Annotated in this window: 19 protein-coding genes; 10 read left to right on the top strand and 9 right to left on the bottom strand. The window is 69.1% G+C overall.

The window, feature by feature from the left end; genetic code table 11:
* The first annotated feature begins 293 nt into the window (after positions 1-293).
* Positions 294-2,456: a UvrD-helicase domain-containing protein gene (locus tag EDC02_RS25935; protein WP_123604202.1), complete on the top strand. Its 2,163-nt coding sequence runs from the start codon at positions 294-296 to the stop codon at positions 2,454-2,456.
* A gap of 52 nt (positions 2,457-2,508) precedes the next feature.
* Here the strand turns inward: EDC02_RS25935 and EDC02_RS25940 are convergent, their stop codons facing one another.
* A complete protein-coding gene (locus EDC02_RS25940; protein ID WP_123604203.1) occupies positions 2,509-3,531 on the bottom strand; it encodes an ADP-ribosylglycohydrolase family protein in 1,023 nt (340 codons plus the stop codon).
* A gap of 241 nt (positions 3,532-3,772) precedes the next feature.
* On the opposite strand from EDC02_RS25940, the gene EDC02_RS25945 reads away from it, so the two are divergent.
* The gene (locus EDC02_RS25945) at positions 3,773-5,092 is read left to right on the top strand and encodes an MFS transporter (RefSeq protein WP_199757772.1); all 1,320 of its coding nucleotides are present in this window, start codon (positions 3,773-3,775) and stop codon (positions 5,090-5,092) included.
* 656 nt (positions 5,093-5,748) lie between these two features.
* Positions 5,749-6,060, top strand: a complete 312-nt coding sequence (locus tag EDC02_RS25950; RefSeq protein WP_123604122.1) for a MerR family transcriptional regulator — start codon at positions 5,749-5,751, stop codon at positions 6,058-6,060.
* A 203-nt stretch (positions 6,061-6,263) separates the two neighbouring features.
* Here the strand turns inward: EDC02_RS25950 and EDC02_RS25955 are convergent, their stop codons facing one another.
* Positions 6,264-7,607, bottom strand: a complete 1,344-nt coding sequence (locus EDC02_RS25955; protein WP_199757773.1) for an RNA-guided endonuclease TnpB family protein — start codon at positions 7,605-7,607, stop codon at positions 6,264-6,266.
* A gap of 19 nt (positions 7,608-7,626) precedes the next feature.
* On the opposite strand from EDC02_RS25955, the gene tnpA reads away from it, so the two are divergent.
* Positions 7,627-8,097 carry an IS200/IS605 family transposase gene (gene tnpA / locus EDC02_RS25960; protein WP_123600934.1) on the top strand — a complete coding sequence of 157 codons (471 nt, stop codon included), beginning with the start codon at positions 7,627-7,629 and terminating at the stop codon, positions 8,095-8,097.
* Here tnpA and ggt read toward each other — a convergent pair.
* From ggt to EDC02_RS25980, 4 genes are read right to left on the bottom strand one after another with little or no spacing between them, the layout of a single operon-like run.
* On the bottom strand, positions 8,040-9,779 hold the full coding sequence (gene ggt / locus EDC02_RS25965; protein WP_123604204.1) for a gamma-glutamyltransferase: 1,740 nt from the start codon (positions 9,777-9,779) through the stop codon (positions 8,040-8,042). The genes tnpA and ggt overlap by 58 nt on opposite strands.
* Positions 9,780-9,781: 2 nt before the next feature.
* Positions 9,782-10,603 carry a cysteine hydrolase family protein gene (locus tag EDC02_RS25970; protein WP_123604205.1) on the bottom strand — a complete coding sequence of 274 codons (822 nt, stop codon included), beginning with the start codon at positions 10,601-10,603 and terminating at the stop codon, positions 9,782-9,784.
* Positions 10,600-10,788, bottom strand: coding sequence for a hypothetical protein (locus EDC02_RS25975; protein WP_123604206.1), 189 nt, complete (start codon positions 10,786-10,788; stop codon positions 10,600-10,602). The genes EDC02_RS25970 and EDC02_RS25975 overlap by 4 nt, the downstream gene beginning before the upstream one ends.
* Before the next feature lie 28 nt (positions 10,789-10,816).
* A complete protein-coding gene (locus EDC02_RS25980) occupies positions 10,817-12,439 on the bottom strand; it encodes an L-lactate permease (RefSeq protein WP_123604207.1) in 1,623 nt (540 codons plus the stop codon).
* Between the two features lie 522 nt (positions 12,440-12,961).
* Here EDC02_RS25980 and EDC02_RS25990 point away from each other — a divergent pair.
* From EDC02_RS25990 to EDC02_RS26005, 4 genes are all read left to right on the top strand, one after another.
* Positions 12,962-13,660 carry a LysE family translocator gene (locus EDC02_RS25990; RefSeq protein WP_123605148.1) on the top strand — a complete coding sequence of 233 codons (699 nt, stop codon included), beginning with the start codon at positions 12,962-12,964 and terminating at the stop codon, positions 13,658-13,660.
* A 104-nt stretch (positions 13,661-13,764) separates the two neighbouring features.
* Positions 13,765-15,633 (top strand): carbohydrate-binding domain-containing protein, encoded by a 1,869-nt coding sequence (locus tag EDC02_RS42905; RefSeq protein ID WP_123604209.1) that lies wholly within the window; start codon positions 13,765-13,767, stop codon positions 15,631-15,633.
* 151 nt (positions 15,634-15,784) lie between these two features.
* Entirely contained in the window at positions 15,785-16,639 is an 855-nt protein-coding gene (locus tag EDC02_RS26000; RefSeq protein WP_123604210.1) for a class I SAM-dependent methyltransferase, read from the top strand.
* Positions 16,640-16,695: 56 nt separating this feature from the next.
* Complete coding sequence (locus EDC02_RS26005) at positions 16,696-17,634, top strand: beta-ketoacyl-ACP synthase III (RefSeq protein WP_123604211.1); 939 nt, start codon at positions 16,696-16,698, stop codon at positions 17,632-17,634.
* 47 nt (positions 17,635-17,681) lie between these two features.
* On the opposite strand, the gene EDC02_RS26010 is transcribed toward EDC02_RS26005, so the two are convergent.
* Positions 17,682-18,542: a cytochrome c biogenesis CcdA family protein gene (locus EDC02_RS26010; RefSeq protein WP_123604212.1), complete on the bottom strand. Its 861-nt coding sequence runs from the start codon at positions 18,540-18,542 to the stop codon at positions 17,682-17,684.
* A gap of 30 nt (positions 18,543-18,572) precedes the next feature.
* Complete coding sequence (locus EDC02_RS26015; RefSeq protein WP_158632307.1) at positions 18,573-19,160, bottom strand: redoxin domain-containing protein; 588 nt, start codon at positions 19,158-19,160, stop codon at positions 18,573-18,575.
* A gap of 123 nt (positions 19,161-19,283) precedes the next feature.
* On the opposite strand from EDC02_RS26015, the gene EDC02_RS26020 reads away from it, so the two are divergent.
* Complete coding sequence (locus tag EDC02_RS26020) at positions 19,284-19,577, top strand: metal-sensitive transcriptional regulator (protein WP_123604214.1); 294 nt, start codon at positions 19,284-19,286, stop codon at positions 19,575-19,577.
* Positions 19,578-19,693: 116 nt separating this feature from the next.
* Positions 19,694-21,985 carry a cation-translocating P-type ATPase gene (locus EDC02_RS26025; protein WP_123604215.1) on the top strand — a complete coding sequence of 764 codons (2,292 nt, stop codon included), beginning with the start codon at positions 19,694-19,696 and terminating at the stop codon, positions 21,983-21,985.
* Here the strand turns inward: EDC02_RS26025 and EDC02_RS26030 are convergent.
* Complete coding sequence (locus tag EDC02_RS26030; protein WP_123604216.1) at positions 21,975-22,184, bottom strand: heavy-metal-associated domain-containing protein; 210 nt, start codon at positions 22,182-22,184, stop codon at positions 21,975-21,977. The genes EDC02_RS26025 and EDC02_RS26030 overlap by 11 nt on opposite strands.
* Positions 22,185-22,216: the final 32 nt, after the last annotated feature.

Raw genomic sequence — 22,216 nt, forward strand, 5'->3', positions numbered from 1 at the left:
CGTCGCCTCGGAAACCATCCCCCGCCGTGCTGGTCGAACAGCACGGGCAGCAGGGGTGAATCTACCGTTGCGGAAGGGTAGGGATGGCGCAGAGTGGCAATCGTCACCATTGGCGGATGGTGAAGCCGCGGCGGCGACGGGGTGCCGAACCTGTCCCGCCCCGGTCGCCGAGCAGCCCTCGGACTCTACCCTGACGTCACGGTACCCTGGCGGACAGGCGTCTTGCGCCGGCACCCGGCCCTGGCGAGCAGGACGTTCGAGTCGTTCCACGGCAACCTGATCCGGAGATTGCTTTGACAGACGCGCAGCCACGAGACGAAGAACAAGAGCGCAGGCATCTGGCCGAGACGGTCCGGCTGCTGACGACGGAGCTTGATCGTTTCACCACCACCATCGGCAGTTCCGCCAGCGCCATCCGGGCGCAGAAGGAGCAGATGTGGGCGAACTGGCGCGACATGGATGGTGCCGAGAAGGCCAACGTCCGCGTCGAAGTAAACACCTCCGTCGCCTTGGCTGACCATGCCGTGACAGCGCGAAAGCGGATCCAGCGGCTGCTGGCGACTCCCTACTTCGGGCGCGTCGACTTCCATGTGCGAGGCGCAGCCGACGCCAGCGCCCACTACATCGGGGTGCACAATCTGACGGACCCGAGAACGCAGCAGATAGTAGTACACGACTGGCGCGCCCCTGTGTCCAGCCTTTACTACGACTTCGAATCAGGGGACGCGCACTTCGAGGCACCTCAAGGGATCATCCACGGCGAGATCATCGGCAAGCGCCAGTACAAGATCCGGGATGGGCACCTGGAATACATGTTCGAAAGCGCGCTGAACATCGGCGACGACGTCTTGCAGCGGGAGCTCAGTCAATCCGCCGACGACAAGATGAAGAACATTGTTGCCACCATCCAGCGCGAGCAGAACGCGGTGATCCGGAACGAGACCGCCCAGATACTTATCCTGCAGGGCGTGGCCGGCTCCGGAAAGACATCGATCGCCCTACACCGGGTGGCGTTTTTGCTCTACCGCTTCAAAGACACCCTTTCGTCCGACAACGTGATGATCCTCTCCCCCAACAAGGTCTTCGGTGACTACATCGCCAACGTCCTCCCCGAGTTGGGGGAAGAGCAGATAGCTGAGATCGACTTCGGAACGATCGCGGACAGGTTTCTCGCGAAGATCACCGACTACGAGACCTTTAGCGAACAGGTCGCCAACCTACTCGATCACGCCGACGAAGCGGCGACCGAGCGCATACGTTACAAGGCGACGCCGGAGTTCGTCGCCGATCTTGGAGCGTGGATCGACTCACGTGCCGACGAAGACTTCACGCCTCGCGAGATCGAGCAGAAGAACGAACGGCTCTCAGCGAGGTGGGTTGCAGCCACCTTCGCAGATGCACCGACACTTCCGATCTTCACGCGGCTCGATCTGCTGACCAACAGCGCCGTCCATCTGTTCAAGCAGCGGGTGCTGGACAGAGGCGGCAAATGGACAGCCGCCGACACGGCCAGCATCCGCAGGCAGGTCCGCGCCATGTTCCCACACAAAGACGCACTCGCGTTGTACAAGGCGTTCTACTCCGACCCAGCCCGCCGCAACCTGTTCAAGCCGCTCGGCCGGAAAAAGATTGAATATGCCGATGTCTTTCCCCTGATCTACACCATGATCAGGACAGCTCGCCAGGAGAATTACGGCAGAATCTTGCATCTCGTGGTTGACGAGATGCAGGACTACACACCCATCCAGTACGCCGTGGTCCGCGAACTGTTCTCCTGTAAAATGACGATCCTGGGAGACTCCAACCAGTCGGTGAATCCGTTCAGTTCGTCCACGCCTGCGACGATCCACAACATCTTCCCGGAGGCTGACTGTCTCGAGTTGCGCAAGAGCTACCGGTCGACAATCGAGATCACGAATTTCGCCCAGCATATCTCCAGAAACAGCAAGACCATACCTATCGAGCGCCACGGGCGTCCGCCCCAGATTATTAGCTGCGCAGACCCCAAGGACCAGGAGTCACGGGTCCTGGCTCTCGTCGAGGAACACCAGCGCACCACACATCGATCCATGGGGATAATCTGCAAGACCGCCCCTCAGGCTGAAGAAATTCATCGCGCGCTGTCGGCGGCCGGCGTCGAACTGACTTTTCTTGACTACGACAGCACGGAGTTCGTTGGCGGCATCATCGTCACCACAGCACATATATCGAAAGGACTAGAGTTCGATTCAGTCATCGTCCCTAACGTGAGCGACGCGAACTACTCCAACGACATGGACAGAAGCATGCTCTACATCGCGTGTACCAGGGCGATGCACGAACTCCACCTGACTCACCACGGGCCCGTCTCACGCTTCCTACGATTCGCCGACGAGCACCCGGGTACCGGCACAACCGACGTCAACGCCGACGCTGCGGAGATCCACAACCGCGCGCCCGGCGTCCAGGTGGGCTGACGGTACTCGGCGTGCTGCCTGGCACGCGGCCGCTGCCTGGCACGCGGGACGGTCAGCTGCCGTCGACCGGACCGCCCGGGGTGACCGCCGCCAGCGCACTCGCCACGTGCCACAGCCGCCGGGTGTCCGCCACCCGCAGCCCCCACAACACCGGCAGGCCCTGCTCCCCGCACCGGGCGCCGCACACCGCAGCCGCCATGGCCGCGATCGTGTCGGTGTCCCCGCCGACCCGGATGGCCGATCGGACGACGTCGTGCGGCCGCTGCGGGCCGGCCAGGAACACGGCCAGCGCCGCCGGCACCGACTCGACAGCGGCGACTCCGTTGCCGACCGCCTCGGCGATCTCCGCCGGGGTCGCCCGTCGCCGGGCCAGTGCCCGCACGATGGACAACGCGGCCCGGAACTGCGGCGTCTGTAGCTGCGCGGCGACCGCCGCGATGAGCAGGTCGGCGTCGATCGGCGTGTCCTGGCGAGATCTGGCCGCGACCGCGACCGCCACCGCCTGTGCGACGGCACCGTCCTGAGCCAGTGGATGAGCATGGGTGATCTCGGCGGTGCGACGGGCGCGGCGCGCCACCTCGGCCAGTGGCAGACCCGGTAACAGACCGACCGGGGCGACCCGCATCGCGGCCCCGTTACCGTAGGAGCCCGCACCGCCGAAGGCCCCCCGTGACGTCGCCACCCAGGATTCACCGGCGACGATACGGCCGAACTGTTCGGCCACCCCGGCGCCGTACCCGAGGTCGGGGCGGGCGGACCACTCGGCCGCGAACGCCGCAGCCAGCTGGTCCTGGTCGACGTCCCCACCTCGGCGCACCAGGTGCTCCGCCAGGGCCAGGGTCAACGCGGTGTCGTCGGTCCATCGCAACTGGGGCGGTGTCTCCAGCAGGTGATCCACCGCGGCCTCGTCCACCGCCGTCACGCCCTCGAAAGGAGCGCCCAGCCCGTCGGCACAGGCGCTGAGCAGGATCGCACCACGGACCCGCAGCGACCATGGGTCGGGCCCACTGGCCGGCAGGTCCAGCCCGCTGGCCGGCGTCGCTGGCGACACCGGCTCGTCCTCCCGAAACGCCACCTCGGCATCCTACCCTCACGCGAAGGTAGAGTCCCGCCCGTCCCGCCCGGCACGTCGGTTCGATCCGGCACCATCGGCTCTGTTAGCCGCACCACTGGGCGCCACCCACAAGGCTTCCCGCACGTTAGGTTCGAGATGGTGGCCGCAGGGCCCGACCGCTGACCGCCCGGCGCCGCAGTTGGCATTGAAGCCGCACGTCCGACACCCCGACTCCGCGGTGTTCCCGACCGAGGAATGGACCGTGACCAGCAACCGCGAGCCCTCTTCGTCGGAGTCGACCGCCGCGCCGCCGGTGCGCTTCCACGGCTGGCGCATCGTCGGGTACGCCAGCGTCGCGCTCGCGATGACCGCCCCCGGCCAGACCCTCGCCGTGTCGGCGTTCATCGACCCGATGATCGCCGACCTGGGAATGACCCGGTCCACCGTCTCCACGGCCTACCTGGTCGGCACCCTCGCCGGTGCCGCCGCACTGCCCGGCATCGGCATCCTGATCGACCGCTACGGTGTCCGCCGCTGCATGGCGGTCATCGGCGCGGTGTTCGGCACCGTACTCATCGCTCTCTCGCTCGTCACCGGGATCGTCGGCCTGACCGCCGGATTCGTCGGCATCCGCCTCGCCGGCCAAGGCGCCCTCGGCATCGCCGCCACCACCGTCACCGCGCACTGGTTCCTACGCCGACGCGGCACCGCCCTCGCCATCGTCTCCGCCGTCGGCACCACCGGTATCTCCCTGGCACCGCTCCTCCTCGAACGCCTCATCGCACTCCAGGGCTGGCGCACCGCGTGGCTGATCGAAGGGCTGGTGGTCTGGGCCGTCGTCATCCCCATCGCCCTGCTCGGCATCCGCGACCGGCCCGCCGACGTTGGCCAGTTCGTCGACGGCCAGCCACCCACCAGGGCCGGCGGGGACAGCGGACCGGTCGGCGTTACCCGGGCCAGGGCGCTGCGGACGCCGTACTTCTGGATCCTCGCCGCAGCGGTCGCCACCGCCGGCATGCTCACCACCGCCGTCGGCTTCCACCAGATCAGCCTGCTCACCGAACGAGGACTGAGCACCACCGCCGCAGCCGCGAACTTCCTGCCGCAGACCGTCGCCGGACTCGCCGCCACCCTGCTGGTCGGCCCGCTCGTCGACGGCCGGCACCCGCGCGCCCTGCTCGCGGTCGCGATGGCCGGCCTCGGTACGGCGCTGACCTGGGCGACGCTGGTCACGCCAGGCTGGTCCGCGATCGGCTTCGGCGTCGCGATCGGGGCCGCCTCCGCCGCCATCCGTACGGTGGAGACCGCGCTCACGCCCCGGCTGTTCGGCACCGCCCACCTGGGTGCCATCCGGGGTCTGCTGACCGCGATCACCGTCGGCTCCACCGCCTTCGGTCCGCTGCTGTTCGCCCTGGTCCACGACGCCACCGGCGGCTACCAGGCCGCCCTGCTCGGCTGCGCCGCGCTACCGGTGGCGGTCGGGCTCGCCGCCCTGGCCACCCCACTACCCACACCCCCCGCCAACGGCGGCGCACCCACGCCGGCCCGATCGACCACCACCAGCGGCGGACGCGACGGCTGACCTCCGGTCGGTCGTCGATGCGCCCCTTGCCAAGCCTCGGACCACCGGCCGAGAAAATCTGGTCTCCGTCGACTAGACATTCTCGGTGCGGCTGGGTAGTGTTACCTCCGTTGACAACGGAGATCGGTAAAAGACGCCGACGAGACAGGCCGAGGGTCAAGCATGGCCCGGTTCCCTTCGTGGCCCCCTCGGTAACTGCGGTGGAACCACATCACCGCATGCAGTAGGGCAAGTGCAGGTCAAGACCTTGACGTAACTCCAGGTCAAGGCAGCGCAGGCAGGGCCGATGCAGGTTCGGGGCTCCGCCTGATGTGGGACAGATCCGCCGCACGTGTACGGGGTCGTGAAGTTGCGTGGGCCCCGACACCGGCGGTCAGTGCCAGGTAAAGGCAACAGAGGAAAGGGAGGGCGGTACGCCGTTGGATCGCCCGCCGGCAGGACGTAGTCGCAGTCCTGCCGCGGACACCGTAGTCCCATCGAACGTGAGGTGGTGGTCTCCGGTCACGCTTATGCGATCCTCGCATCCCCTGTCGCAGATGGCGGCACGGTGCGGAAGCGAGAACCCGACGAACCTGTCGGTAGATGGTGTATTCAACCCGTAACCCTGGGCCCCGGCGCGCTCTGCGCCGGGGCCCTCGTTCATGAAAGAGGTATGCATGGCCCCACCCGACGACATGCTCGACGACGACGACTACCCCGCCTACACCATGGGCCGAGCCGCCGAGATCGTAGGCACCTCGCAGGACTTCCTGCGCCGCCTCGACGAAGCGAAACTGATCATCCCGTTCCGCTCCCCCGGCGGGCACCGCCGCTACTCCCGCTACCAACTGCGCCTGGCCGCACGAGCCCGGGAGATGGTCGACCACGGCACCGCCCTCGAAGCCGCCTGCCGGATCATCGTCCTCGAAGACCAACTCGAGGAAGCCCTCCAGCACAACCAGCGCCGCCAGCAAGCCGGCACCGCCTGACCCCACGCCCTCACGGTCCTTCTCCCCCACGAGAGGGACCGTCGGTCGTACCCGAATCCCGTCGCCGGACCGCACAGTTGCGGGGCCTCGCCTGTCGCGTGGCGCGTTGACGTCGCCGAGTTCGGCACTGCGGCGCCGGCCGAAGTGGATGACGGTATCGGCTGCCTCGTGGCGACCACCTCGTCCACCACCGCCCAACCCGACTACGCCCAACCGGCGCAGGTGCCATCCGCCGATGTCAGCAGCGCAAAGGTAGCTGATGGGCAGGGCGGCAGTGTGCCACTCATTGACATCCTCTCCGCCCTAAACTGAAGGACGGAGATTCCCTCCACGCTGCGCGTGGAACACGCAGCGTCCGGGTGGGTTACCGCTTCACTGCGCACCGCCGGGACAAGTCCCGGTCTTACGTGCGCTCGACGGTCGTTGAAGTCCGCCTGTCCGGCGGCCTTGATGTTGATGGCGGCGTTGATGTCCCGGTCGTGGTGACTGCCGCACGGGCAGTCCCACTCCCGGACGTTCAACGCGATCTTCTCGTTGATCCGGCCGCAGTCGCAGCACATCCGGGTGGACGGGAGCCACCGGTCCACCCGGGCGAACGCGCGCCCGTACCGCTTCCCCTTGTACTCCAGCATGCCGGTGAAGGCGGCCCAGCCCGCATCGTGCACGGACTTCGCCAGCCGAGTCCGGCCGAGACCAACAACGCACAGGTCCTCGACGTACACCGCTTGGTTCTCGCGGATGATCGCCGTGGACAGCTTGTGCTGCCAGTCCCGCCGGGTGTCGGCTACCCGCGCGTGAGCGCGGGCCACCTCGATCACGGCCTTCTTGCGGCGGTTGCTGCCCCTCTGCTTGCGTGAGAGTGCCTGCTGCAACCGCTTGAGCTTGCGGGCCGCGCGGCGCAGGAACTTCGGTGCGGTCACCTTCGTGCCGTCGGACATGACCGCGAAGTGGGTCAGGCCCAGATCGATGCCGATCTCGGAGTCGACCGGCGGCAGCGTCTCGTCCTCGCCGATCCGCACGACGAACGAGGCGAAGTACCGGCCCGCTGTGTCCTTGATCACGGTGACCGAGGTGGGATCCGACGGCAGGCCGCGCGACCAGCGCACCGGAACGTCGCCGATCCTCGGCAGCCGCAGGCGGCCGTTGTCACAGACCTTGAACCGGGAGTTCTCCGTGAACCGGATCGCCTGCCGGTTGTCCTTACGGGACCGGTACCGGGGCGGGGCCACCTTGCGGCCCCGGCGTTTGCCGGACAGCGAGTTGAACAAGTTGCGGTACGCGGTGTTCAGATCGGCGAGGGCCTGCTGCAACACCACGGCCGACACCTCACCCAGCCAGGCCCGGTCCTCGCTGGCCTTGGCCGCTGTGATGACCAACTTCGACAGGTCGCCGTCGGAGATGTACTTCTCGCCCGCCTCGCGGGCCTGCTGACGCAGCCTGAGTCCGTCGTTGAAAACCACCCGGGCACACCCGAACGCCTGCGCCAGCGCGGTGCGCTGGGCGGCGTCCGGGGTGATCCGGTAGTTGTAACGGAGCTGCACGGCCATCACTGTATCATGTTGGTTTATGGTCGAACTTCAAGGCGTCCGCACCGGCAGGCACTGCACCTTCGCGATGCATGTCCACTTGGTTTTCGTGACGAAGTTCCGACACAACGTGTTCGCCGACCGGCACCTGACCCGGATGGAGGCGATCATGCGAGACGTGTGCGCCGACTTCGAGGCCGAACTGGTCGAGTTCAACGGCGAGAACAACCACGTCCACCTGCTGGTCAACTTCCCGCCCAAGGTCGCCGTGGCCAGGCTGGTCAACAGCCTCAAAGGGGTCTCCTCGCGCCGCCTCCGGCAGGAGTTCCCCGACCTGGTGCGCCACTACTACCGGGCCAACAAACTCTGGTCCGGCTCGTACTTCGCCGGGTCTGTCGGCGGCGCACCCTTGAGCGTCATCAAGCAGTACATCGAGCAGCAGAACCGTCCCGGTCAAGGCACTGCTCGGGCCTGGCGGCCCTCCCAGCGCGGGCCTTCACCCCCGGCCTGAAGGCCGGAGCACTGGCCCGCATTCCGGTAGCCGAGGGCCGCGCCGTCACCGCGGGGATCCGCGCCAGCCTCCAGCAGTCCTCGTTCGTGGTCGATCCGGATGGCGTGGGCATGGCCCATGTTGTCGTCCCAGTTGGGCAGCATCCGCACCGGCTGGCCACGGCGCTGCAGCTCGCGGATGACCTCGTCGCCGATGCGTCCCTCCAGCGACAGGTCCTGCGCGGTCGTCCCCCAGGTACGCCCCATCAGCCAGCGGGGCGCCTCGATGGCCTGCTGGACGTCGTACCCGAAGTCGATCATGCGGGTCAGGAGCGCGGCGTGGGTCTGTGGCTGGCCCTCACCACCCATACTGCCGAAGGCCAGCCAGGGTCTGCCGTCCTGGCAGGCAAGACCGGGGATGAGGGTGTGGAAGGTTCGCTTGCCCGGCTCCATCCGGTTGGGATGGTTGTCGTCGAGGGAGAAGAACGAGCCGCGGTTCTGCGGGATGATGCCGGTGTCCCCGGCGATGATCGCACTGCCGAAGTCGTGGTAGATGGACTGGATCGCGGAAACGACGAGGCCGTTGTCGTCGACGGCGCTGAACGCGCAGGTGTCGCCCTGCGGGGGCCGCCGTCGGGTCTGCGGACCGAACCGGATCCCCGCCTCGACGTCCGCCATCACCATGGCCCGGTCGGCCCGGATCAGCTCGCGGCGCCGCGCCGCGTATTCCCGGTCGAGCAGGTCTGCGATCGGGATGTCGACCCAGTGCTTGTCGGTGAGCCACTCGTCGCGGTCGGCGAAGGCGAGCTTCACCGCTTCGGCGAGGTGGTGGTAGTAGTCAGGGGTGCCGTCTCCCCAGCTGGCCACGTCGTAGCCGGAGATCAGGTTGAGGATCTGCAGGGCGGCGAATCCCTGGGTGTTCGGGGGCAGTTCGTAGATGGTGTGGCCGCGGTAGTCGGTGGAGATCGGGTCTTCCCAGTGCGCCTGGTAGGCGACGAAGTCCTCGACGCGCAGCGGGGATCCGGTGGGGGCGAGCGAGCCGCAGATCCGCTGGGCGAGGTCGCCCTCGTAGAAGCCGCCCCGGGCACCGTTGGCGGCGACCGCCGCCAACGACCGAGCCAGGTCCGGCTGGGCCAGCCGGTCACCCTCGCGGGCGGCACGCCCGTCGGGAACGAAGATCCGGGCCATGGACTCCTCGGCGCTGAGCAGGCCCAGATCCTCGACCAGCCAGTCACTGAGCGATCGGGAGACCGGAACGCCGTGCCGCGCATAGTGGATGGCGTCGGCGAACAGGTCGGACCAGGACAACCGTCCGTAGCGCTCGTGGGCGAGCCGCCAGCCGTCGACCACACCGGGTACGGTCAGCGCGGCCAGACCACCCCGAGCGGGCACCTCGTCGGTGTGCCCTCGCTCCCGGTAGTAGTCGCGGGTGGCGGCGGACGCGGACGGGCCGGAGGCGTTCAGTCCGCGTACCGTGCCGCCGGGTTCGGCGATCAGCCAGAAGCCGTCGCCACCGAGCCCGGCCATGTGCGGATAGGCGACGCAGAGCATGGCGTTGACAGCGATGGCGGCGTCGACCGCGCTGCCTCCGCGACGCAGGGCGTGTAAGCCGGCCTGGCTGGCCAGGGTGTGTGACGAGGTGACCGCGCCCCGGTCGACCCGGGTGGGTGGCCGGCCGGTACGCGGGCCGTGTGGGGCGGTCATCTTCAGTTCCCCGATCGTGGTCGGTACGGCCGCGGGTCAGCGAACCGGTCGCTGGTGGTGACGAAACCCCAGCACTGTTTGGTGTTGAACACCACGGCGTCCTTGCAGTAGGCCGGGCTGGAGGTGGCGGTCGCGTCGGCGATGAGCACCGCGTTGTAGTCGCGGAAGTAGGCGTCCTCCAGGGTGGTGCTGACGCACTGGTCGGCGTTCACTCCGCAGACGAAGAGGGTCTGGACGCCCTGGGTCCGCAGCACCTGGTCCAGGTGGGTGCCGTAGAAGCCGCTCATCCGTACCTTTTCCACATGGATGTCGTCGTCGCGCATGTGGATCTTCAACTCGTCGACCGTCTCCGCCCCCCACGACCCGGCGGTCAACACCGACCCGTTGTCCAGCTCCTCGCCGATACCGCGCTGATCTCGGCGGTGTTTGAAGGAGAAGAGTGTGGGGGCGCCGAGGTTGCGCAGGTCGGGCCGGTTGTGCCAGTAGACCCAGATGACGAACATGTCGTGCCGACGGGCAGCCTCGATCGCCCGCCGCACGCCGGGGATCGCCGCCCGACAGGCCCGGTAGTCCAGGCCCGAACGGTCGGTCCAGCCGCCAGGAGCGCAGAAGTCGTTCTGCATGTCGACCACGACCAGCGCACCACGGTTGAGGTTGTCCACGAACGGCAGCAACTCGGCGTCGAATCGGACCAGCTGGCCTTCGGTGTGGTGCGGCGACAGGTGCACGTGGTCCTCGTAGAGGTGCCAACGGTCGGCAGCGGCACCCAGTTGCACGCCCCCGTCCCCGGTGTCGGCGTAGATTTCCCGGAAGCGACCCGTCACCCCTCCTCACCCCCGTCGTCGGCGGGTGCGAACTTCAGCACGATCGGTATCGCGCCGGCGACCCCGACGAGCGCCAGGCCGGCCCACCATGCCGGCGGTGTGTCGGTGTCGGTGCCGAGGCTGAGCACCGGCAGTGCGACGAGGAACAGCACCAGCGCCAGCAACAGCCAGCGGAGCTCGGTCATCACGTCCTCCCGACGCCATACGAAGCGGTCATACGAAGAGCAGAGTCAGCAGACCGATCACTGCGGCGGCTGCCAACGTCCAGGGCAGCGTCTTGCGCAGCACCTCGCCTTCCTGGCCGACGATGCCGGCGGTGCCGGTGCCGAGCACGATGTTGGCCGGGGCGATCGCGTTGCCGACCGCACCGCCAGCACTCTGCGCGGCAATGATGGTGTTGCCGGACAGGCCCGTACCGCTCGCCACGCCCTGCTGCAACTGACTGAACAACACGTTCGACGCGGTGTTGCTGGAGGTCATGAAAGCGCCGAGCAGTCCGATGAAGTTCGCGACGAAGGCGTAGACCAGCGGCGGGGAGACCGACTCGATGCCCTGCGCCAGCACGTCGGTCTGGCCGGAATGCTCCATCACCCCGGCGAGCACCAGGAACGACAGGATCGCCACCGACGCCGGTGCCGCGTTGTCCGCGAGGGAGGACCAGATCGACTGCTGGCCGGCGCGCTCACGCTGCGCGGCGAAGAAACCCCGGGACCGGAAGGTCAGCCAGGTGACGGCCGTCGCGACGATGAGCGCGAACCCCGGGTGAGTGAACGGCGAGATCGGCGAGTACGGGCGGTCCGGCTCACTGGTCACGTCGTAGCCGGTCGTGACATCGGGGAACGGAAAGCCGAACTCCACCTGGTCGAGCAGGTTCTCCACCGGCGCGATCGCCAGGGTGAGCACAGCGACGGCGGTCAGTACGGCGTACGGCAGCATCGCCCACGCCAGGCTCATCGTCGGCTTCGTGTCCTCGTCCTCGGCGGCGTCCCCGGCTTCCTCGTTCATCGCCGGACGCCGCTTGATGTCGTGCGCCGGCTCACGGTAGCGGGACCATCGGGACAACGGGTAGAGGGCTACCAGGGCGACCGTGGTGGCGAGGAAGTTCGACAGCACCGGCTCCCAGTACATGATCACGAACTGCAGGCCGGCGTGGATCGCCGAGATGATCAGGATCAGCGGCCAGGCCAACCGGACCGCCGCGCCCCGGCCCGCCATGTAAGCGATCGTGAACCCGGCCATCAGCGTGATCGGCGCCAACAGCACCGCGGTGACAAGGGCGGTGGTCAACTCGTCGTCCAGCTCGACCACCTGCAGCGTGGCCAGCCAGCCGACCGCCAGTGTGCCGAACATGTTCGCCCAGGCGTGCCCGATCAGCGGGATCGCCACCGCGTACACGGCCCGGACGCCGATCGCCAGCAGCAGCGGTGCGACGATGGCGATCGGCGCGCCGAAGCCGGCGATGCCCTGCATGAACGACGCGAACACCCAGCCGAAGGCGAGCACCAGGAAGACGTGGTTGCGGCTGTAGCGCGACAGCCCTTGCCGTAACGCGTCGAATGCTCCGGCCGCAGTGCCGATCCGGTAGAGCAGCAGCGCCGGCCAGATCACCAGTAGGATGAAGATCGCGTCCCAGATCCCCTTGCCGGCGCCGACCGCGACCGTTTCCCACGGCGTACGGAAGAACACCACGGCGAGCAGGATGGCCAGGAACATGCCGACCGGCCCGGCCTGCGGCGCCTTCCACCGCAGCACCGCCAGGAGAACCAGCAACAGCACGACCGGGCTGATGGCCAGCAGCCAGGTGCCGATGGTGATGGGCAGCGTGGTCTCGTTCACGTCGGGTGCCGCCGCACACGTGACGCTGCGAGCGGGTAGCCCGGGTCCGCCATGGCTTCAGTTCTAGCCCAAAAGTCGGACCGATAGGATCAATACGAAAATTTCGTCCATGGCCTGGTTCGTCGACTACCGGGAGGTCGGCGCCTCCCGGATGCACGTCATCACCGCGAAGAGACGTGCGGTCATCGACGCCGGGGACCGGATCGGGACAGGAGGGCAGCTCCAGTGCGGCGGTGGCGCGCCGGGCGGAGGCCTTGACGAACGGCCGGTCGGCAGGTCGGCGATTCATGTAGGTCGGCCGAGTGGCGCCGTACTCCGGATCTGCTTACCTGACTTTTCCCCCTTTTAGGCATGCACCGGCCGGTGTATGGTCATGTCGATCTCCCCGGGGTCTGGTGCGGCGGGCGTCGCACACCCGGATGTGACTCGTCCCCACGCGCAGATCGATGCATGCCTGACCGCGCCCATCAGGAGGCACCCCACGATGCAACTGCCGAAGATGCCCGAGGGGTGCCGCATTTGTTGAGCGGCGAGCTCGTCACGTTCGTCGGCGTGGCGGCCGCGATGGTCGTCCTACCCGGAGCGGACTTCACCATGGTGGTACGCAACGCACTCGACGGCCGCAAGCTGGGGCTGGCCACCGCCGGTGGCATCATCAGTGGGCTGCTGCTGCACTCGTCATTGGCTGCACTCGGAATCGCGGCGCTGATGATTGCCTCGGCGACCGCCTACCGGGTCATCCAGTTCGTCGGCATGGGCTATCTCTGCTATCTGGGCATCCGGCTGCTGTGCAGTCGGCCGGGAACCGACCTACCGTCCGGCCGGGCGGTCCCCAGCGAGAATGACGTACGCCGCCATCGTCGGATCCAAGGTAGCGGCCTCTGGCGGGCGTACCGGCAGGGCCTGGTGACCGATGTGACGAATCCCAAGGTGTTCGTGTTCTTCGCCAGCCTGATTCCGCAATTCGTTCCTACCGGCGTGCCGGTCGGGCCGCCTACCGCCATGTTGGCTCTGCTGATCGTGCTACTGGCGGTGATCTGGTATCCGATACTGGCGGTAACGGTCGACCGGGCCGGCGGCTTCCTCCGGCGACCGGTGGCCGCCCGTACGCTCAACCTACTCACCGGACTCACGCTGCTCGGGCTGAGCCTGCACCTCGCCACCGAGCTGACGCTGCTGCTCGACGGCCCGGAGCCTCCCGCGCGCCTGGGATCAAGGTAGCCGGGCTGGGACGCGGTTCGCCGGAACCATCGAGATTCATCTATAGTTATCGATGTGTTCACGCGCGCGTCCCGTCCCATCCACCCGAGTCAGGACAGATCGTTATGAAACGCATCCCCCTGAGAGCCATCGTCCCCGCCGGGCTCGCGATCGCACTGATCACCGGCCCGCTGCCGGCACCGGCAGCAGCACAGGCCACCGTCCCGATCACGCTGACCGGCACCAGCGCCACCAGCCCGAGTGCCGACGTCACCATCGCCGGGCGGGCCGTCACGATCACCGCACCGGGCACCTATCAGGTCACCGGCACCCTCAACGACGGCTACCTCAACGTCGACGCCTCAGGCACCGTCAACCTGATCCTCAACGGCGCCGCCATCACCAACTCCAGCAACGCGCCGCTGCAGGTCACCGACGCCGACCAGGTCGTGATCACACTCGCCGCCGGCACCACCAGCCGACTCACCGACGCGACCAACTACGTCTATCCCGACCCGGACACCGACGAGCCCAACGCAGCCCTGTTCAGCCGCGCCGACCTGCGGATCACCGGCACCGGGGCGCTGGCCGTACGCGGCAACGCGTACGACGGCATCACCAGCAAGGACGGCCTGGTCATCGAGTCGGGCACGATCACGGTCGACGCGGTCGACGACGGCATCCGGGGAAAGGACTTCCTCGACATCACCGGCGGAAGCCTCGATGTCACCGCTGGCGGTGACGGCATCAGGTCCGACGACACCGAGGCGGACCGGGGCCGACTCACCATCACCAACGGCACCGTACGGGTGAACGCCGGTGACGACGCCATCAAGGGCGAGAACACCGTCGACATCTCCGGCGGCACCGTCACCGTCACCAACTCCTACGAGGCGATCGAGAGCCGGCAGGTGACCATCTCCGGCGGCACCGTCGACGTCACCGCCCGCGACGACGCGATCAACGCCGTCGAGGACGGGTACGGCGACTTCGAGGTGGCACCGAACGCGTTCGTCCGGATCACCGGCGGGACCACCCTGGTCGACTCCAGCATCGACGGTATCGACTCCAACGGCACGGTGACCTTCGCCGGCGGCACGGTCGTGGTCAGTGGGCCGAGCAGCGGCAGCCCGGGCGAGGGCGCGATCGACTCGAACGGCGCGGTCCACTTCACCGGCGGCACGATGCTCGGGGCGGGGTCGACCGCGCTGGCGGTGCTGAGCCTGCCGCCGACCTCCGGCCAGGGCTGGGCCGCACCTCAACTGTCCAGCAGTCAGCCCGCCGGCACCCTGCTGCATCTGGTCTCCGGCGGCCAGGTCCTCGCCTCCTATCGCGCCGCCAAGGCGTTCCGCGAGGTGGTCTTCTCCTCCAACCGGATCCAGAACGGGCAGAACTACGACGTCTACCTCGGCGGCAGCCTGTCCGGTCCGACGATCGGCGGCATGTCCACCACCGGCGGCAGCATCGCGGGCGCCAACCGGCTGATGACCGTCACCGCCGGGCAGTACCGCGGCGGTCTGGTCGGCTGGCCACCCGGCCCCGGCTGGCCCCCGCCGCCGAATCCCACCACCCCACCGCCGAATCCCACCACCCCACCGCCGAATCCCACCACCCCACCGCCGAATCCCACCACCCCACCGCCGAACCCGACCACCCCACCGCCGAACCCGACCACCCCACCGCCGAGTGCTAGCGGCTGCACGGCGGCCTACTCCGTGGTGGGCCAGTGGCAGGGCGGCTTCCAGGGCGACGTACGGGTCACCGCAGGCTCGTCCGCGATCAGCGGTTGGCGGGTGACCTGGACCTTCGCCAACGGTCAGACGATCAGCCAGTCCTGGAACGCGACCATCAACGCCAGTGGCTCGGCGGTGACGGCGACCAATGTCTCCTTCAACGGCTCGCTCGGCGCCGGGGCCAGCGCCACCTTCGGATTCATCGGCACCTGGAACGGCAGCAGCAACGCCGCACCGGCCCTGACCTGCACCGCGACCTGAACTACGACAGCGACCTGATCGGACAGCGCCGGCGCTCGCCCGGCGTCCGATCAGCGTCCGATCAGTGGGGCCCGGCACCACGCCGGGTGCCGGGCCCCGGCACACCGACAAGCGGATTGATTCTCCTTTGGAGATAAGCCAGGATCGATCAATGAACCAGACCCGTGAAGACGACGTGGCGGTACGGCAGTTCTACGAGACCTACGGCTGGCAGCGCGGATCATCCGGGCAGTACCGGGACGCGGAAGCCTTCGTCGACCTGCGACCGGTGATGGACGGCTACCATCGGCGCCGTGACCAGCGGGTCGCCCGACTGCTGGCGGGCGAGGGACCACTGTTGGACCTCGGGTGCGGTGGGGCGCCGGTGCCGGTTGCGGCCGACGGCGGCCTACGGGTCAATCTCGATTTCGCGGCAGCGGCGTTACGCGGCGCACGGCAGACCCTCGGCGACACCGCCAGCTACCTGCAGGCCGACATCTGCCAGCTGCCCTTTCCGGCGGACACTTTCGGCCGGGTGCTGTGCGCCCACGTGCTTTACCACCTCACACCGGAACGACAAACGCTGGCGCTCACGGAGATCTGCCGGGTCCTGCGGCCGGGCGGCGTCGCCGTGCTCGTGTACATCCAGACGTTCGCGCGGCTGCAGAATCTGGCCCGCCGGCTACGGCTGGACTCCCGTCCGGTAGCGGACCTCCCGCCGTTGCCGTACCACCCGGTCGACCATCGCCGGCTGCAGGTCGGGCTACGCGATCGGGCGCGAATCGAGGTTCGAAGCTGGTCCATTCTCGCGCCGGAGATCACCCGTACGGTGGTGCCCGGCGGGCGGGCCGGCCGGGCGATGGTGGCCGGCGTGGCCGCGGTCGAGGATCACCTGCCCCGCTGGAGCGCACGACTCGCCCGCTACCCGATGCTGATCGTCCGCAAGAGCCGCAGCCACGACGACCCGCCTACTCATGGCGATCGGCCGGAAACGCCACCCCGGTCGGAGGGCGGGCAGGCACTATAGTCGACCCCAGTCGCTGGCATCACTCGTGGCAGCCCAGCCCAAGGGAGATCAAACCGTTGACCGGTTCACGCATCCTCTCCGTTGGGCACTACCAGCCCAGCCGGATCCTCACCAACGACGAGCTGTCGAAAATGGTCGACACCAGCGACGAATGGATCCGGTCCCGGGTCGGGATCCAGACCCGGCACATCGCCGAGCCGGACGAGACCGTCGACGAGATGGCGGCGCACGCCGCCCGCAAGGCCCTCGCCCAGAGCGGCCTGTCCCCCGCCGACATCGACTACGTCTCGGTCGCCACCTGCACCGCCATCGACCGGTCGCCGAACATGGCCGCCCGGGTCGCCGCCCGCCTCGGGCTCGGCCACCCGGCGGTCATCGACGTCAACGTCGCCTGCACCGGATTCACCTACGCGCTGGCCGCCACCGACCACGCAGTACGCGCCGGCGCCGCGCGTAACGCCATCGTCGTCGGGGTGGAGAAGCTGTCCGACTTCGCCGACTGGACCGACCGTACGACGTGTGTGCTGGTCGGTGACGGCGCGGGGGCCGTGGTGCTGACCGCCGCCGATCAGCCCGGGATCGGCCCGGTCGTCTGGGGCTCGGTTCCGGAGATGTCCGACGCGGTGCGGATCGAGGGTCGTGCCGGCAACTTCCAGCAGGCCGGCCAGGCGGTCTACCGGTGGGCGACCACGGTGCTGCCGACGATCGCCCGGCAGGTATGCGAACGGGCCGGGGTCGCCCCGGCAGACCTCGCCGCGATCGTGCCGCACCAGGCGAACCTGCGCATCATCAGATCGCTCGCCGAACGGATCGGCGCACCGGACGCGATCGTGGCCGAGGACGTCGTCGAGTCCGGCAACACCTCCGCCGGCAGCATTCCGATCGCGCTGTCGAAGCTGGTGATGCGCGGCGACATACCGTCCGGCGCGCCGATCCTGCTGTTCGGCTTCGGTGGCGGCCTGTCCTACGGAGGCCAGGTCGTCCGCTGCCCGTGACCACCGGCTGCCACGGCTGACACCGTTGGCCAACACGTACCTGACAACTATCTCCTGCCCGGACGGCGGGACCGGGCCAACCGGAGCAGGCCGGCACCGACCAGCAGCACGACCAGGACCGCTGCCAGGACGGCTGCCCCGGCCTGGTCCAGCGTGCCGGCCAGCCACCGCTGGATTTGACCGGCGCCGTCGATCAGCGGGTCCCCGCCCGGCCCGCCGCGCAGCAGTCGGATCTCGTACCAGCCGTACCAGGCGATGTAGCCGCCAGCTGCCACCAGCAACGCGCCGCCGAGGCGGGACAGCAGCGGGGCCGCGCGGCGGACCCGGCGCAGCAGCCCGTCGCGGGCCAGCGCGACGGTGACGGCCGCGATCGCGACGGTCAGCCCCATCCCGGCGGCGTACGCCACGAACAGGGCCACCCCGGACGCGACCGAGCCGGCGCGGAAGCTGGCCGCCACGATCGCCAGGAACGGAGCGATCGTGCAGGACAGTGACGCGGCGGCGTAGGCCATCCCGAAGACCACCATGGACAGTACGGACCGGCTGGTGGCCGGGGCGCGGGACGGCACCATGCCGATGCCGGGCAGTTGCCGACCGGCCAGCAGCACCCCGCCGAGCCCGATGAGCAGCAGCCCAATGCCGATGGTCAGCCACGGCAGGTGGCGCTGCACCGCTCCGGCTGCCGGCGCCACGACCAGGCCGAACACTCCGAAGACGACGACGAATCCGGCGGTCATCGCCGCTGTCGTGGTCAGCGCCCGGCCGACGGCGGCACCTCGGCCGGTGCCGGCCGCGTCGCCGCCACTGACCAGAAAGGACAGGTACGCGGGCAGCAGCGCGAACCCGCACGGGTTGACCGCTGCGAGGGTGCCTGCCGCCAGGGCGAGGGCGAGCGGTGCGTCGGTCATCGGATCGGCTGCGTTCGGTGGCCGGGTCGGCTATCCGGCCAGCAGCCGGTCGAGGGTGCCGGGCAGCGCGTCGACGTCGACATGTCCCTTGTCGACGATCTCGCCATCGGCGTCGAGGACGACGAAGGTGCTCTGTGCGGTGATCTCGAAGTGCCGCCACACCGCACCCTGCTCGTCGGCCAGTTGCGGAAAGCCGGAGAGCTTGGCCAACTCGACGAAGTCGTGCATGGCCGGCACCCCGTCGAGCCCGGCCACGCCGACCACGCTGGCGGTCTCGGCGTAGTCGGCGGCCAGCGAGTTGACCCGGGCGGCCTGACCGAGGCAGGTGGAGCACCAGGGTGCCCAGAACCACAGCACCGCCGGTTTCCCGGCCAGGCTGCGCCCGTCGAAGGTGTCGCCGGCCAGGGTGTCGGCGGTGAAGGCATAGCTGGCGCTGACGCCGCCACTGTCGGTGTCTGTGCCACTGTCGGTGTCTGCACCGGTTTCGGGGTCGGTGTCCCCGGCTGGCGCGCTGGCACCGGTCCCGTCCCCGCCGGACGGCGGCGTGCCCTCTCCGTCGGCCGGAGTGCCGCAGCCGGCCAACGCCACCGAACCGGTGACGACGAGGCTGATGATCATCGACCGCACCCGCATAATGTCCGCTCCGTCCCGACATCCGACGTCCGACGATGTTCCGGTAACCGTACCTGCCCGACAGCCGGTTCCTCGCATATACCCCCTGGGGGTTGCTAGCCTACGAGGATGACCAGCCAGACCACCCGCGGCTACACCGCGTCCAAGGACCAGCTCCAGGCCCGGCTGCGCCGCATCGAGGGACAGGTACGCGGTATCGAGCGGATGGTCGACGACGACCGGTACTGCATCGACGTGCTGACCCAGATCTCCGCCATCCAGGCGGCTCTGGACAAGGTCGCCCTCGGCCTGCTGGACGGGCACGCCCGGCACTGCATGCAGGAGGGATCCGCCGAGGGCCGCGCGGACGAGATGGCCGCCGAGATGATGGCGGCGATCGGTCGGCTGATGAAGCGCGGTTGACCTCGTCACACCCACCCAACGGCACCCCGACGGCTTTACCCCCTAGGGGTATGGTGGGTCCCGCAATAGCAGCGAGACGAGGGTTCCGCCAGCACCGCGCGGGCGAGGAGGACGGCATGAGCAGCACCGGAGCGGGCCGGACCACGACGGCGACCCGGATCGAGCTGAGCATCGGTGGGATGACCTGCTCGTCCTGCGCGGCTCGGATCGAGAAGAAGCTCAACCGGATCGACGGGGTGACCGCGACGGTGAACTTCGCCACCGAGAAGGCCAGCGTCACCGTCGAGGATCCGACCGTGACCGCCGACGAGCTGGTCGACGTCGTACGCCGTACCGGCTACACCGCCCAGGCGCCCGCTCCGCCGCCGACGGATCGGGACGCCGACGGATCGGCTGGCACCGACCGGCCGGCCGTCTCCGACGACCTCGGTACGCTGCGTACCCGGCTCTGGGTCGCGCTGGTGCTCAGTGTGCCGGTGGTCGTCCTGGCGATGGTGCCCGCCTGGCAGTTCACCTACTGGCAGTGGGTCAGCCTAGTGCTGGCCGTCCCGGTGGTGGTCTACGGCGGCCTGCCGTTCCACCGGGCCGCCTGGACGAATCTGCGGCACGGCGCGGCGACCATGGACACCCTGGTCTCGATGGGGACCCTCGCCGCCCTCGGCTGGTCGCTGTGGGCGCTGTTCTTCGGCACCGCCGGCACCCCCGGTATGACCCACCCGTTCAGCCTGTCCGTCGACCGCGGGATGGCCGCCGCCAACATCTACCTGGAGGTCGCCGCCGGGGTGACCGTGTTCATCCTGCTCGGCCGCTACTTCGAGAGCCGGGCCAAGCGCCGTGCCGGCGCGGCGCTGCGGGCCCTGCTCGAGCTGGGTGCCCGGGACGTCGCCGTGCTGCGCGACGGCGCGGAGACCCGGATTCCGGTCGACCAACTCGCGGTGGGTGACCGGTTCGTCGTCCGGCCCGGCGAGAAGATCGCCACCGACGGCGTGGTGACCGAGGGCTCCTCGGCGGTCGACGCCAGCATGGTCACCGGCGAGTCCGTGCCGGTCGAGGTCGCCCCCGGCGCCCCGGTGGTCGGCGCCACCGTCAACGCCGGCGGCCGGCTGGTGGTGACGGCCACCCGGGTCGGCGCCGAGACCCAGCTCGCCCAGATGGCCCGGCTGGTGGAGCAGGCGCAGGCCGGCAAGGCGGCGGCGCAGCGGCTCGCCGACCGGATCTCCGGCGTCTTCGTGCCGATCGTCATCGCGCTCGCCGTCGGCACCCTCGGCTACTGGCTCGCCACCGGGGGCGGGGCCACCGTGGCGTTCACCGCAGCGGTCGCCGTACTGATCATCGCCTGCCCGTGCGCGCTCGGCCTGGCCACCCCGACGGCGCTGCTGGTCGGCACCGGACGCGGTGCCCAGCTCGGCGTGCTGATCAGAGGCCCGGAGGTGCTGGAGTCCACCCGTCGGGTGGACACCGTGCTGCTGGACAAGACCGGCACGGTCACCACCGGCACCATGACGCTGGTCGACGTGCTGGTCGACGGCGCCGACCCGGATCCCGACGAACTGCTCCGGCTGGCCGGTGCGGTCGAGGCCGGGTCGGAGCACCCGATCGGCCGGGCGGTCGCCGGGGCCGCCGCCGAGCGGGTCGGGCCGCTACCGGCGGTGACCGACTTCGCCGGCCGGCACGGACTGGGCGTACGTGGCACCGTCGGCGGGCGTACCGTGCTGGTCGGTCGGCCGGCGCTGCTGACCGACGACGGCCTGACCGTGGACGCGACGCTGGCCGGCAGGATGACCGCCGCCGAGGCCGCCGGCCGGACCGCGGTCATGGTCGGCTGGGACGGCCGGGCCCGGGGCGTGCTGGCCGTCGCCGACCGGGTCAAGCCGACCAGCCGGCCGGCGATCGACGCGCTGCGTCGGCTCGGACTCACCCCGGTCCTGCTCACCGGCGACAACGCCACCGTCGCCCGGGCGGTCGCCGCCGAGGTGGGGGTCGACGAGGTGATCGCCGGGGTGCTGCCCGCCGACAAGGTGGACGCGGTCAAGCGGTTGCAGGCCGATGGTCGGGTGGTCGCGATGGTCGGTGACGGGGTGAACGACGCCGCCGCTCTGGCCCAGGCCGATCTCGGCCTGGCGATGGGGACCGGCACCGACGCCGCGATCGAGGCCGCCGATCTCACCCTGGTGCGGGGCGATCTCACCGCCGCCGTGGACGCCGTCCGGCTTTCCCGCCGCACCCTGCGGACGATCCAGGGCAACCTGTTCTGGGCGTTCGCCTACAACGTCGCGGCGCTGCCGTTGGCGGCGGCGGGACTGCTCAACCCGATGATCGCGGGTGCGGCGATGGCGATGTCGTCGGCGTTCGTGGTCGCCAACAGTCTGCGGCTGCGCCGGTTCCGGCCGGTTGCGCTCAGCCGCTGACCAGCTCGTAGCCCGCCTCCTCGACGGCGGCGGCCACCGCCTGGTCGCTGACCGGCTGCTCGCTGGTGACGGTGACCCGGCCGGTGGCCAGGTCGACGTCCACCTCGGTGACCCCGGCGATCCCGCCGACCTCGGTGGACACCGAACCGACGCAGTGGCTGCAGGTCATCCCCTGCACGGTGTAGGTGCTGACCTCCATCGGTCTCTCCCTCGCTACTCGTTCCGATCCGA

The sequence above is a fragment of the Micromonospora sp. Llam0 genome (assembly GCF_003751085.1).
Lineage (GTDB): Bacteria > Actinomycetota > Actinomycetes > Mycobacteriales > Micromonosporaceae > Micromonospora_E.